At 62.7% G+C, this 13034-nt stretch carries 9 protein-coding genes; 2 read left to right on the top strand and 7 right to left on the bottom strand.

Annotated elements, in window-relative coordinates; all coding sequences use genetic code 11:
* The first annotated feature begins 53 nt into the window (after positions 1-53).
* Positions 54-1127, top strand: coding sequence for a hypothetical protein (locus Q1L50_RS01665; protein ID WP_300335418.1), 1074 nt, complete (start codon positions 54-56; stop codon positions 1125-1127).
* The gene (gene recJ, locus Q1L50_RS01660) at positions 1124-2869 is read left to right on the top strand and encodes a single-stranded-DNA-specific exonuclease RecJ (protein WP_300335417.1); all 1746 of its coding nucleotides are present in this window, start codon (positions 1124-1126) and stop codon (positions 2867-2869) included. Before Q1L50_RS01665 ends, recJ begins: the two co-directional genes overlap by 4 nt.
* Positions 2870-2921: 52 nt before the next feature.
* Here recJ and Q1L50_RS01655 read toward each other — a convergent pair whose 3' ends face one another.
* The 7 genes from Q1L50_RS01655 to Q1L50_RS01625 all read right to left on the bottom strand — a co-directional run bounded on the left by Q1L50_RS01655 (position 2922) and on the right by Q1L50_RS01625 (position 12792).
* Positions 2922-3638, bottom strand: a complete 717-nt coding sequence (locus tag Q1L50_RS01655; RefSeq protein ID WP_300335472.1) for a hypothetical protein — start codon at positions 3636-3638, stop codon at positions 2922-2924.
* Between the two features lie 5 nt (positions 3639-3643).
* Complete coding sequence (gene pglZ / locus Q1L50_RS01650; protein WP_300335416.1) at positions 3644-5638, bottom strand: BREX-3 system phosphatase PglZ; 1995 nt, start codon at positions 5636-5638, stop codon at positions 3644-3646.
* Positions 5635-8373 carry a helicase-related protein gene (locus tag Q1L50_RS01645; RefSeq protein WP_300335471.1) on the bottom strand — a complete coding sequence of 913 codons (2739 nt, stop codon included), beginning with the start codon at positions 8371-8373 and terminating at the stop codon, positions 5635-5637. The genes pglZ and Q1L50_RS01645 overlap by 4 nt, the downstream gene beginning before the upstream one ends.
* A 116-nt stretch (positions 8374-8489) precedes the next feature.
* The gene (locus Q1L50_RS01640) at positions 8490-8960 is read right to left on the bottom strand and encodes a transposase (RefSeq protein ID WP_366145204.1); all 471 of its coding nucleotides are present in this window, start codon (positions 8958-8960) and stop codon (positions 8490-8492) included.
* A 44-nt stretch (positions 8961-9004) separates the two neighbouring features.
* A complete protein-coding gene (locus tag Q1L50_RS01635; protein ID WP_300335414.1) occupies positions 9005-9661 on the bottom strand; it encodes a hypothetical protein in 657 nt (218 codons plus the stop codon).
* A 2-nt stretch (positions 9662-9663) separates the two neighbouring features.
* Positions 9664-10893 (bottom strand): AAA family ATPase, encoded by a 1230-nt coding sequence (locus Q1L50_RS01630; RefSeq protein ID WP_300335412.1) that lies wholly within the window; start codon positions 10891-10893, stop codon positions 9664-9666.
* The gene (locus Q1L50_RS01625; RefSeq protein ID WP_300335410.1) at positions 10894-12792 is read right to left on the bottom strand and encodes a DNA modification methylase; all 1899 of its coding nucleotides are present in this window, start codon (positions 12790-12792) and stop codon (positions 10894-10896) included.
* Between the last annotated feature and the right edge of the window lie 242 nt (positions 12793-13034).

The following is a 13034-nucleotide window of genomic DNA, read 5'->3' as shown; positions in this document are numbered from 1 at the left end:
CAGCCCCCAGCGCCAACCCCGCTTCAGCCGTCCACTCTCTCGATCCAGCCGCCATGCAGCTCACCCTCGTCGTTCCCGAACTGATCTGGCCGGAACCGGACGACCGCCACACCCTGGATGCCCTGCGCTGCCCCGGCCTGACCACGCTGATCGCGCGCAGCCGGTTGCGACGGCGTCCGCCACAGTCGCTCGAAGCGACCCTCGCCGACACCTTCGGCCTGTCCGAAAACGTCCCCTACGCCGCTTTTCGGCTGCTCGGCGAAGCCAGCGCGCCAACCGCCGCCGACGCCTGCTGGCTCTGTGCCGATCCGGTGCACCTGCGCCTCCACCAGGAGCGGCTGATCCTCGCCGACGGCGGCAGCCTCGGCATCGCGCTCGACGAGGCGCGGGAAATCGCCGGCGAACTCGGTCGCCAGTTCGCCGACATCGGCCGCTTTCACGTCGCGACCGCCGATCGCTGGTATCTGCAGCTTGCCGGCGACCCCGACCTGGGCCACTTCGACGTCCTGCCGCTGTCGGCCGTCGCCGGTCGTCGCCTCGGCCGGCAACTACCCGAGACGCCGCAGGCACGCGCGCTGCGCCAGCTGCTGAACGAGGTGCAGATGGTCCTGCACGGGCTGCCGGCCAACCAACGGCGCGACAACGATGGCCGTCCGACGATCAACAGCCTTTGGCTCTGGGGCGCCGGCGTCCTGCCGGCAGCGCAAGCCGTCGATTTCGCCGGCATCTGGAGCAGCGACCCGCTCGCTCGCGGCATCGGCCGCGCCTTCGGCGTGCCCGTGCAGGCGCTGCCCGACAACGCCGCCGAGTTACTGTCCCGGCTCGCCCGCGCGACCCGCGCGCCGGCCGGCAGCCGTCAGCTGCTGGTTCTCGATGCGCTACAGGGACCGGTGCAATACGAAGACGCCGACGCCTACCGCGACGCTCTGCACGAGCTGGAGGAACGCTGGTTCGCGCCGCTGCAAAGAGATCTCGCGCGCGGCAGGATCAAGCGCCTGCAGCTGCACGCCTCTACCGCCTACGCGACGCTGGCCTGGGAGAGCAGGTGCAGCGAGCAGTGGCAACTGTGGCGCCGGCCGCTGCCGCTGGCGGCGACGGCGCAGACGCTGGCCCGGGACGAGGGATGACGCGCATCCTCAGCCGCCCGGTCTCGCAGCGGGTCCAGTGGCAACTCGAACAACAGGGCCTGCACCCGCTGCTGGCGCGCATCTACGCCGCGCGCGGCATCGTCCAGCGCAGCGAACTCGACTACGAGTTCAAATCGCTGCTGCCACCCGCCCGCCTGAGCCGATCCGGCGAAGCCGCCGTGCTGCTGGCCGACGCCATTGCCAGGCAGGCCCGGATCCTCATCGTCGCCGACTACGACTGCGATGGCGCGACCGCCTGCGCGGTCGGTATCCGGGCGCTGCGGGCCTTCGGCGCTCACGTCGATTACCTCGTCCCGAACCGCTTCACCTACGGCTACGGCCTGTCTCCCGACATCGTCGACCTCGCAGCAAAGAGCAGCCCCGAGCTGATCGTCACCGTGGACAACGGCATCGCCAGCGTCGACGGCGTCGCCCGCGCCCGGCAGCTGGGGATCGCGACGCTGATCACCGACCATCACCTGCCGGGCGACGAACTGCCAGCCGCCGATTGCATCGTCAACCCCAACCAGCCCGGCTGCGACTTTCCGAGCAAGTGCCTGGCCGGCGTCGGCGTGATGTTCTACGTGATGCTCGCGCTGCGTGCCGAGCTGCGCCGGCGCGACTGGTTTTCCGAGGCCGGCGAACGACGCGAGCCAAAACTCGCGGACCTCCTCGACCTGGTCGCGCTGGGCACCGTCGCCGACGTCGTCAATCTCGACCACAACAACCGCGTGCTGGTCAGCCAGGGCCTGCAACGAATCCGCCAGGGCCGGCTGACGCCGGGGCTGCGAGCCATCTTCCGCGCCGCCGGGCGCGACCCGGCGCAGGCCTCCAGCGTCGATCTCGGTTTCATCATCGGCCCACGGCTCAACGCCGCCGGCCGCCTGGCCGATATGTCGCTGGGCATCGAGTGCCTGATCACCGAAGACCACGGCCGGGCAATGAACATCGCGCAAGAGCTCGACGCGCTCAACCGCGAACGGCGCGAGATCGAGTCCGGGATGCAGGAACAGGCGCTGCTCCTGCTCGAGAAAGCCGGCGTCGAAGCGTACGCCAATCCGCACGCCAATACGGAAAGCAACTCGGCGACGACCGGCGTGTCGCTGTTCGACGCCGACTGGCACCAGGGGGTCGTCGGCATCGTCGCCGCGCGCATCAAGGAGCGGCTGCACCGGCCAGTATTCGCATTCGCCCGCGGTGACGCCGGCGAGATCAAGGGCTCGGGCCGTTCGGTCCCCGGCCTGCATCTGCGCGATGCGCTGGACCTGGTCGGCAAGCGCGCCCCCGGGCTGCTGCTGCGCTTCGGCGGACACGCGATGGCCGCCGGGTTGACCATCAGGGAGAGCGACCTGCCGCGTTTCCGCGAACTGTTCGCGGAAGTCGCCGACGAGCTGCTGTCTCCCGCCGACCGCACACGCACGCTGGAAACCGACGGCAAGCTCGAATCGGGCTATTACTCGATCGCCACCGCGCGCCTGCTCGAAGCCGAGGTCTGGGGCCAGGGCTTCCCGGCACCCCTGTTCGAGGACGAATTCGTCGTCGAGAGCCAGCGCATCCTCAAGGGCAAACATCTCAAGTTGCGCTTGCGCAAGGGCGTGCAAAGGCTGGACGCGATCCAGTTCAACTTCGACAAGGCTCCCGGCAACACCATCCGGGCGGCGTACCGGCTGTCGATCAACGATTTCAACGGCGTCCAGACACCGCAGTTGATGATCGAACATATCGAGAACCGGTCGGGGTGAAGAGTGGTCGGCATGAAAAAGGCGCCTGTCGTGTTTTTAAAGATGACAGTCCTTAGTCACGGAGGAAAGCAAACTGGGTACCTGGTCCTTCAGATCGGAGCTCCAAGTGGGGGCTGTTCGATACCAGATAAGCCAGCGACTGGTTGAGAACGAACGGATAAAGCACGGCCATCGATTGCAGCAACGCCGTGGACACGGCCCTCCCGGCGTAGCGTAGCGCTGCTTCCACGAGCCACACGACAAGCTCATTTTCAGTCAGCGTGATCGGCGGCCGGCGAATCAGCCGTCTGCCGTTCTGTACCCGCTCAAGGGTGCCCCAACCCGCTTGCGACTGCAGAACCCTATTGGTCATGCGATAGATACCTTCGCGTTCGCCGTAAATCTCGCTCATTCGCCGATGCACCTCTGCGGAACTGCAGTCACCCTGCAAGGCTGATAACCGGCCCACCAGTTCGGCGACCTTGCCGAAGAACGGGTACGTTGCGATGGCCATTCCCCAACTCAACGCGGGGACGGGCACCCCCGGATGCGCCTTGAAGATCTCGGCGCCACGATTGGCGAAATCGAAAAGGTCGGCCCGCGGTTCAAGCCAAAGTCGGTTCAACACCGTACGGGTCTTCTTTCTCGCCGCCAAACCAAGGCCGGCTGCATCCAGCAGTTCATTCAGCTCGTCGAGATTGGCCATTCCAGCGCGCACCTTCAGCGCGGCAGCGACCCAATCCAACCGGATGAACCGGTCGAAGCCAATTTGCGGGGCGGTCGGAATCATCAAGTTCAACTCACGTAGATGATCTTGACGAAAGGCACCAACAGCTCTTCGACCGAGATGCCGCCATGTACGACGGCTGGCTCTCCTTGTTGCATGAAGGCAGCGCGTCCGCCGGCGAATAAGGTCATGAAGTTCACCGGCAGTCCAGCGACATCCAGACGGTAGGTGTTTGGATTCGCGGCAGCAGACTCGACTACCAAGGCCTCGCTGCGGTAAGTTCGAACGCGCTCTCCGCGCAGTTCTGGAGCTACACCTTGGTTGGGCCGCCCCTGGCCAACCGCTTCCACATTTCCGTGGTCGGCAGTCAGGTAGACGTGGAAGCCCTTGTCGAGCAACAGCGAGAACAGCTGATCGACGAAACCGCTCTCACACCAGCTTTCTATTTGGCTGGCGATGCCTCGCTTGCCCAGAACGGCGCCGTGCACGATCTCATCGACCGTGTCCACCACCATGCCAGCAGCACTGATCGATGGTACTGAAATGGCCGCGCCCAGTTCCGCCAACTGGTCCGTTCGCTTGATTCCCTTGCGGTACATGACCTCATTGGCGCGCAGACCCTGGTCTTGCCAAAACCGTGACCACTGCGTCGGCTCCGGCGAAGTGGACTCGATGGTGTCGGCGAACTCTCTTGGTTTGAGCCCGGAAAAGAGCGCCTGCCGGGATACCGACGTCAGCGTGGGCAGCCAGGCAAAGCACGCACTTTCCTCGAATCCGAGCCTGGGGGCTCGTCTGGCCAGAGACTCGCGGATTTGAACCCATTGATCGACGGCAAGACCATCGAACACCAGCAGGGCAATCCTGACCTCGCCGGCACCACGCCGCATCGCAAGAAAGCGCGGCACGTGGTGCACCATCACCGGCCCCTTGGCGACCGGCAGCGATGGCAGGTCGGCATAGTGCCTGGTCACCCATTGCCGCAGACGTTCGTCGGTGGTGGCTTGCAGCTCTGCGATTGCGGCTTTCAGCCCTTCGGCACGAACCGTGTCCAAGGCATGAAACCGGGCAAGTACCTCACCCAATCGACGGGACAGGTTGGCCCAGTCGCGGTAGGACGATTCCAGCGTTGGCAGCGACTGAAGAATGCCCTTGATGCCCTCGGCGACCAGCTTCCTCTGTGCGAGCGGGTCATGGACGATACCCACCTTCGCCCACTCCGGGACGCTGACAGAAGACCCTTGAACGGCGAGCGGGTGGAGCAGGCCGTCCAGGAACATGGAGTCGATGATCACCCGCATATCGGGGTGCTCGAACGGCACGTCGGCCTTGGCAAAAAAGTCCGCCGGCATGAGCTCGCCGGTGCGTTTCCCCGTCAAACCACGACGCGACAGATAGCGGTACCAAGCGTCCTGGACCACACGAAGCAACGTGCCTTTCGATGCGAACAGCTCGCTGATCGGCAGATCCTTGAACGCCGCATGGTCGCCAAGCACATGCGCCACATGCTCGGCCAGGACCAACGGCAGACCGGAATCACGGTAGTGCAGGCGCAACAGTTCGCGCCACAGGTCCTCAGGTCGCGAAATCAGGTGCGGGCTGATCCTGAAGATGTGGGTCAGGATGAACTCTTTGGTAGCGGACTCGCCCAGGGCCTGCGATGCGTGCTTCGCCTGCGCCGCGAACAGCGCTTCATGGTGCTCGGCGCCGATCTGCCGAACGACGGGATAGCTGAGTTTCGGGAACAGGTTGGCAAGACTCAGGCTTACACGGCGCGCCTGCCTCAGGTAGTCCCAGGGCAGATCACCGATGTGGGTGCCGCGCAGGTGCAGCACCAGGGCCTTGGCTGGGGCTGCCTTCCCACGGTCCCATGCGCAGCGGTAGCGATCCTCATACTCGGCGCGGAACGCGACCGAGTCCTCGAAGGGCATCAGTTCGAAGCCACGCTCCCGCAGGCCTGACAGCACCTGCTCATCCAACAGCACATCGTCGGGGTCGGCGGCAATCCACAGCCGGGCCAGGTCTGCCGGAAACTCCTTGAGGATGCGGTCAATCCACGGGCTCATACTGATCCCACACGCAGCATCATCACCGCGTTGAGATCCGGCACGCTGGCCTCTGCGTCGTCCAACGCTGCCATCCGCACCTGGTGTTCGGCATCCAGCCGCTTGCGGCGATGCTCACGCACGGCAGGCAAGCCAATCCGGCCAATGGCCTGATGGCGGGCGTCGTAGGCGTACCTGGCGCGCGCTCGCTCTTCCTTCAGCCGCGAACGGTGCTCTCCTAGCAGCTCGGAGAACAAGCGCTCACCTTGAATCTTGGCGGCCGTAGTGGAGGCTTCGAACCACTGCACAGACTGCTCGCTGCTGGCGGCGCCCTTGATCTCGACCGCCTCGGTCAACAGCAAATCCCAGATGCGCCTGGCGGTCGGTACGAAGATTCGCCCGTCGTCCGTGGCGAACACCGGCAGGAAGCGCCTGCGGCGGAAACCCTCAGCGTAAAGGCTGATCTCCCAAAGCGACCAGACACCCTGCACAGCCTCAGGCAGGCCGGCGATCCTGACTACTGGCAAGGGCTGCCCAGCGACGCAGCGTGACAGCTCGCCGATCACGGCTCTGGCGCGAGGGTCTTCCAGGGTGACCCATCCCAGGTCCGGGTTCTCCTCCGCCGTCCTGGCGTCAAAGCAAACCCTGGTCGATTCGCTGCCGTCCGCCCATTGGAGGCGCCATGCGTCCCCCATCTTCACGGCACTGCCGCCACGTGCCGGCAATCCGGCGGTGATGGCGCGCTCCAGCCAATACTGCGCCGGGTGGTCGCGCCATTTGCGGGCATCGTCAGCATCCAGCGCGTGGGCATCGGCCAGCAGGTCGCTGTTCTTTGCCTCAATGGCAACCTTGTCGCGGACCTGATCGATCACGGCGTCGCACGCCTTGTCGATCGAAGCCGGGTCCTGCAGCCCCTGCACGAACACCTCTTCGAAGATCGCCTCCGCCTCGACCGAATCCATCACATCGGAGGCCTTGTCCACGCCGAATTCCTGGGCGATGACTTCGAGCTTGGTCTCCAGCACCTGGCGGACGCGGTGCTCCACCGTGTCTTGCAGAACGAAGTTGATCGCGCGCACCACATGGCGCTGGCCGATACGGTCCACGCGGCCGATGCGCTGCTCGATTCGCATCGGATTCCACGGCATGTCGAAGTTGACGACGACGTGGCAGAACTGCAGGTTCAGACCCTCGCCGCCAGCATCGGTCGAGACCAGAACCCGGACGTCGCGCGAAAAGGCCTGCTGCGCCCTGGTGCGCGTATCCAGGTCCATGCTGCCGTTGAGCAGGGCCAGCGAGAAGCCACGGCTTTCCAGAAAGCCCGCCAGCATGGCCTGTGTCGGCACGAACTCCGTGAAGACTAAAACCTTCATGGCCGGGTCGTTCTCTTCCTGCTGCAGCTTGTAGATCAGCTCCAGCAGTGCTTCGGCCTTTGCATCGGTGCCCTGGGCCTCGGTTTCCCGGGCCAGGGACAGCAGGAGGTCAACCTCGGCCTTCTCCTGCGCCCAGCCCGAGGTCTGTACCGCGATGTCCACCTGGCTCTGACCGTCCAGTTCGGCCCACTCGTCGATCTCGGTCGAATCGAACAGCGACGCTTGCGGCTGGGGCTCGTTGAGCAGCGCTTGCCGCTTCTCGAGCGTGGTGCGAATGGCTGCCGTGCTGGACGTCAACAGCCGCTGCATCAGGATCATCAAGAACCCGATGTGCCGCTGCCTGGCCGCAAGCGCCTGGTTGTAGCCATGGCGCACGTAGTCGGTGACCGCCTCATACAACCGCTGCTGGGCGCCGTGCCGGTCTTGCCATGCCACGGCCTGGAGCCGCGTGACGCGAGGCTTGAACAGCGGCTGGCCTGCCGCATCGATCGCATTGCGCTTTTCGGTGCGAATGACGAACGGCCGCACGCGATCCCGGCTGACGCTGCCTTCATCCGGGAAGGAGTCGCGGTCGATCAACTGCATCAGGCGCAGAAACTGGTCGGTTTTGCCCTGGTGCGGTGTGGCCGACAGCAGCAGCAGGTACGGCGCGGCTTCGGCCAGGGCGGCCCCCAGCTTGTAGCGCGCTACCTGGTCGGTGCTGCCACCCATGCGATGCGACTCGTCGATGATCACCAGATCCCACGACGCCGAAATCAGGTCTTCAAACCGCTCGCGGTTGTAGTTGTTCAGCTGCTCAAGGCTCCACCCTTTGCGGCCTTCGATCGGCTTGACCGAGTCCAGTGAGCAGATCACCTGGTCGTGCAGCCGCCAAAGGTTTTCCTCGTCCGAATTTGCGTCGCCTCGCCACTGCCGGAAGGCGGCAAGTTCGGCCGGCTCGATGAACCGCAGCTTCTCGCCGAAGTGCAGGCGCATCTCGGCCTGCCACTGACGCACCAGCCCCTTCGGCGCCACCACCAGCACGCGCCGAGCCATGCCTCGTAACTTCAACTCGCGCAGGATCAGCCCGGCTTCGATGGTCTTGCCCAGGCCCACCTCGTCTGCCAGCAGGTAGTGAATACGGTGCTGGCTCATGGCACGGTTGAGCGCATAAAGCTGGTGCGGCAAGGGCATCACGCTCGACTGGATGGGCGCCAGCAGCAGCTTGTCCTCCAGCGCATCCAGCAGCTTGGCCGCCGCTGCCGTGAACAAAATCCGCTCCAGTGATGGGCGCACAGCCGAAAGCGGGACGAGATCGGCCGCAGCGGCACGGACCAGCGCATCCTTGGCGGGCAGCCAGACGCGGTAAGCGATTACGCCCCAGATGTCCTGGCGGTCCACCACGCGGCATGGTGATGCATGCCGCGCGCACCAACACCAGTCGCCGACCCCGTAGGAGCCCGCTTGCGGGCGAACGGCTATCGCCCGCAAGCGGGCTCCTACAACAGGCGGATGCTCATCTACAGCCACCGTGCATCCCAATGCGGATATTCTCGCACCGACTTCACCAATCCCGCGCGCACCGGATTGGCGACGACATAGCGCGCCACCGCTTGCAAATTCTCTTCCTTGCGCAACGCGTGATCGTGAAACCCTTTTTGCCAAAGCCGTCCCGCCTGACCCATAGCCAGGTTGATGGCAATCGCCGATCGTGACTTCACCCGCAGCACCAGTCTGGACAAATCGCTACCCCCCAAACCGACCAGCCAGTGCAGATGATCCGGCATGACCACGAACGCCCAGGTCGTCGACCACCCCAACGCATCGGCCGCGCGCAGTTCACGAATCAACGAGCGCGAGCACCAGAAATCATCAAAAACACGCACTCGCCTGTCGGTAACAGCAGTGATCAGATAGATTTGCCCAGTTTCCGAATACCGCCCCTGGCGCAAGTCCGAGCCGTGCCATGTAGGAGCCGGCTTGCCGGCGATCGAAGCGGCACCGTCCAGTTCGCCCGCAAGCGGGCTCCCACGATTCACGCGCCAGCCTCCGAGACGAGCCGGCGTAACCCATCTCTCAGCTTGCCAAAACTGGGAGAGAGACTCCGCTCCGGGTCCATCAACGGGCCGATTCTATCGGCCCATTCATGCTTCACCTGCCCCGGCAATGGCCAGCCGGCTTTCCTGATCGCTGCCGACCCGCCCGAATGCACCGCGTCAGCCAGCAGTTCCCAGGTATCACAGGCGCTGTCCTGCACATACCTTTCGAGCAAGTTCCGTTTGGCTCGTGGATAGGCGGCCAACAAGGCATCCTGATCACCCAGATACCATGCCTCAATTTCCTCGATGGCGAGTCTGAACAAAGTCGTCGGCAGCGGATGACAGGTTTCGGCAACCGCCTTCAGTTCGGCCAGGAAAACTGCGCAGTCGCGTTTGTCAGCATCGAGCACGATCACCACCGCATCGATTCCAGGCGTCCTGCCATAACCGCGCAACAGCTTTGGCAACTGATCCAGCAGAATCCGCTTGGCTGGATCGGCTTTCGTCACCAAACCCTGCGGAACGCGGCCGATGCCTTTGTAGTCGTGCAGTCGCCAGGTATGCGGCGCACCTTGTGGCCCCAGAAGTTGAGGCAGCAATACTTGCAGCAGCTTTCTCCCCGAACTGTCCTCCACCAATATCTCGATGTGCATGCTTACCTCGCATCGAGATAGTCGCTGTACCAAAGGCCGCCGAGAGGCAATCCTTCGGCCACGAGGTTTTTCACGTCGATCAGCGCGGAGACGCGCCGGACGGTCGAATAGCCATCGTTGCCTTTTTCGAGGATCCACACTTCCTCGGGGGCCAGCGCATCGACGAAGTAGGGCTGGTGCGTGGTGACGAAAATCTGCGGCGCGTTCTTCTTGCCGGTAGCATGCAAACGAAACTCTTGCGCCAGTGCCTCCAGCAGCTTGTGATAGAGGCCGTTCTCCGGTTCCTCGATGCAAATGAAGGGTGGAGGGTCCGGGTCTTCCAGCAACAGCAGGTAGGCAAAAACCTTCAACGTACCGTCCGACATCTGCTGGGCAAAGAATGGGTCGCCAAAAGCGCCATCGTTGAAGCGCAGCAAGACCCGCTTGTCCTCGGTCACATGCGTGTCGATACTCGAAATCCCCGGAATCTTGGCCGCAATGCGTTCAAGGATGGCCTTGAAGCGCGCTTTGTGCTCGCGCACCATGAACTGCACCACGTTGCCGATGTTGTCGCCGTGAATATTCAGATGCCGCTGTGGGCCAGCGCTCGGCAGGCTGCGCGCCGCATCCGGGGTGAAGTAGGACAGATACCAGCCTTTGAGGAAATCCCGGAAGCGTTTGATACGCGGATGTTCCTTGAGCGTGCCCAGCGTGGCGATACCGAGTTGCCGGGTATCGGTCAGTTCCACAGGCGTCTGAGCGCGGTCCTCCTCGCCTTCGACCTCTACCGCTTCTTCTCCGGCCCAGGCCATGCCCTTGCCGTGATTCAATCGCAAAAATGGATAAGGCCGACCGTGTTTCTGGCCCTTGCGACGCTGCTTGAGCACTTCCGATTCAACAAATGGCCGACCCGAGACATCCAGCGCGATCGCCAACTCGTAGGTGATTGGCCTCTCCAGGGGCGCTTCGCGATAATAGATCTCGAACCGGATGGGCTCATCCACCCCCATCGAGCGCAGGCGATCGAAACCGCCGCGTTGCTTGACGTCGCAGGCACTTTCCACGTCATTAGACAAGCAATCGGCCACGAAGCCGAATGCATCGAACAAGGTGCTCTTGCCGACGCCATTCTTGCCAATAACCACGGTGAACGGCGTCAATGGCTCCCCCGCTTGCTGGCCGGAGAGCTTACCCAGCGTCACATCGCGCAGCGCACGATAGTTCTGTACGCGAAACCCTTCGATGACAGCCATTTACTTCTCCTCCGAACGCGTCAGCGCCTGGTCGTACCAGAGCAGCAGCTTCTCGTCTTCCTGCAGCGTTTCCTCCGGCAACTTGTTGGCGACACTGATGATCGTCGTGTAGTCCTTGTTGGCCCAAGCAGCACGGAAGCCAGCGCGCAGCACCTCAAGACGGGACTCCTTGAGCTTGCGGCCGGTGAACGCCTTGTAGGTCTCGAACTCCTTGAGCAGCGTCTTCTCGCGCTTCTTCTCCAGGTCCTGGGCCTTGTTCGGGTCCGGCACATACCAGCGATCCTTGGCCTTGGCCACCAGCGCAGGGTTGCTCTTGTCGAGGCTGCGCTGATCCTTGTGGTTGGTGGACAGGTAGCTGTGAATCTGGCTCGGCACAACGCCGGTGCCGTCGTACTGGATGAAGTTGTCCTCCAGCAGTTGGTCCAGCTCCGGGATAATCTCGCCCTTGCGCTTGGCCGAGCCGATCTGCGGGATGTACTCCGGATGGATTTCCGATCGGGTGGATGGGCGCTTACGCAAGAAGTTGCTCAGCCAGTCGATGGCACTGCGTTCGTCGGACACGAACAGCTCGGCCTGCTTGATCAGCGGAATGCGCGCACGCGCCTTTTCATACTCGACCAGTTGCTCGGGCAGGAACACCATGCCATCCGTCTCACGGAATCGAACCGGCAGTTCCGTCAGGAACTCAGGCGTTGAGATCGGCACCATCGTGCCGTGACGGATGAACCAGGACGCCATGCGGTCGTAGATGCGACGCGGGTCGCGTTCAACGATGTTCAGCAACTCCTGCGGGTAGCCTGACGTGACTTTGACGGCCGGCAACTGCTTCAGGTGTGTCTGCACGAAGTCCCACGCCGAGTCGACGGTCGGGCCGCGTTGATTGAACCGATCCTCAAGGCCGCCGTTTGGCTTGTAGGCCGAGATCACCAAATCCTGCTTCACCGCTGTTGTGGAGGTGACCTGGCGGTAACTGCCTTGCACCTTGTCGAGCGCAGTGACCTCGGCCACCACAAAGCCCGCCTGCTGCAACGCGACCTGGATGGCATTCCAGACCGCTGCCTTGCTGTTGGAAAAGACCACGGTCATCCAGCGGCCGGGCTTCAGCACGCGGTAGTATTCCGCGAAACAGCGCTGCATCAGATGCTGATACTCCGGAAGCGCCTTCTTCTTGAATCGGTCGATGATGGCTTCCGGCTTAGCGTCTGTCGTGACGCGGTGCCAAGACTCAACCAGGAAGTTCAGGTCGGCGTAGTAGATGTTTTCGCCGAACGGTGGGTCAGTGAAGATGTAGTCGATCGACCTATCTGCCAACGGCAAGGAAGCAACTGAACCGGTAGTAACACCCGCACCCGCTTGGTGTGCGCCGAAGGCTTGGAATGTCTTCGGTAGTCGCCCAAGCTTTCCGTCAAGGATGTACCATGGGCTGCACTCGGCGTGCTGCGAGGCCACGTAGTAAACACCAGTCATGTACTGATTGACTTGAGAAAACCCGGTTGGCCGGTATCTATTCAACAGTGAGGCTGTCCAAAGTGCCTGTTCAACGAAGAACAGCAGCATCTCCCTGAGACGCGCATCGGTTTCAGCAGACGCCTTCCTCCAGAGCGCCGCGATTGAATGGAGAGCACGTGGGAGGAAAAAATGGTGAATATGCGTAATGCCGGAATAGTCCATCCGCGCACGCTCATGGGTCATGTGCATCGGTGGAATCTCCATTCTTGGTACATCGATTGGTAGCGCCATCGAATTGATGCGATGGAGCACCTGAAGATCATGCTCGTCAGGTGTCTTTTGGTGCCGGCTGCCGCCAATCGAATAGATGACCAACGAGGGGTGACGCTTAGGCGTTTGAAGGGTCTTTCCTGTCGCCGAGTCGACCGTTGACGCGAACAGTCTCTCCATTTTTTTCTTCGTCAGTTCGGCGCCACAGTGTGGACAAGGGAAGGAATCCTTGACGCGTTTGCTTTCCTCGTCGAGCGCTTCATCAATAAAATTGACTTCGCCTGCACACTCCGAGCAGGTATATATCCAATGCTCTCAACGTATCAGAACAAAGTCATACCCCGTTCTTGTAAGCATGTGATAAATGTGGCTTTTGCGTGAATTTTCTGGGGGATGACCGGTTTGGTTTAATCTGGACGAGG

The sequence above is a fragment of the Accumulibacter sp. genome, from assembly GCF_029255145.1.
Classification (GTDB): domain Bacteria; phylum Pseudomonadota; class Gammaproteobacteria; order Burkholderiales; family Rhodocyclaceae; genus Accumulibacter.
The sequence above is the reverse complement of the archived record's forward strand: the minus strand, read 5'-3'. Positions and strand labels throughout refer to the sequence as shown.

Excerpts from the sequence above, each read along its gene's own strand:
- Q1L50_RS01665 (WP_300335418.1), top strand. The coding sequence starts at position 54 with ATGCAGCTCACCCTCGTCGTTCCCGAACTGATCTGGCCGGAACCGGAC.
- recJ (WP_300335417.1), top strand. The coding sequence starts at position 1,124 with ATGACGCGCATCCTCAGCCGCCCGGTCTCGCAGCGGGTCCAGTGGCAA.
- Q1L50_RS01655 (WP_300335472.1), bottom strand. The coding sequence starts at position 3,638 with ATGATTCCGACCGCCCCGCAAATTGGCTTCGACCGGTTCATCCGGTTG.
- pglZ (WP_300335416.1), bottom strand. The coding sequence starts at position 5,638 with ATGAGCCCGTGGATTGACCGCATCCTCAAGGAGTTTCCGGCAGACCTG.
- Q1L50_RS01635 (WP_300335414.1), bottom strand. The coding sequence starts at position 9,661 with ATGCACATCGAGATATTGGTGGAGGACAGTTCGGGGAGAAAGCTGCTG.
- Q1L50_RS01630 (WP_300335412.1), bottom strand. The coding sequence starts at position 10,893 with ATGGCTGTCATCGAAGGGTTTCGCGTACAGAACTATCGTGCGCTGCGC.
- Q1L50_RS01625 (WP_300335410.1), bottom strand. The coding sequence starts at position 12,792 with ATGGAGAGACTGTTCGCGTCAACGGTCGACTCGGCGACAGGAAAGACC.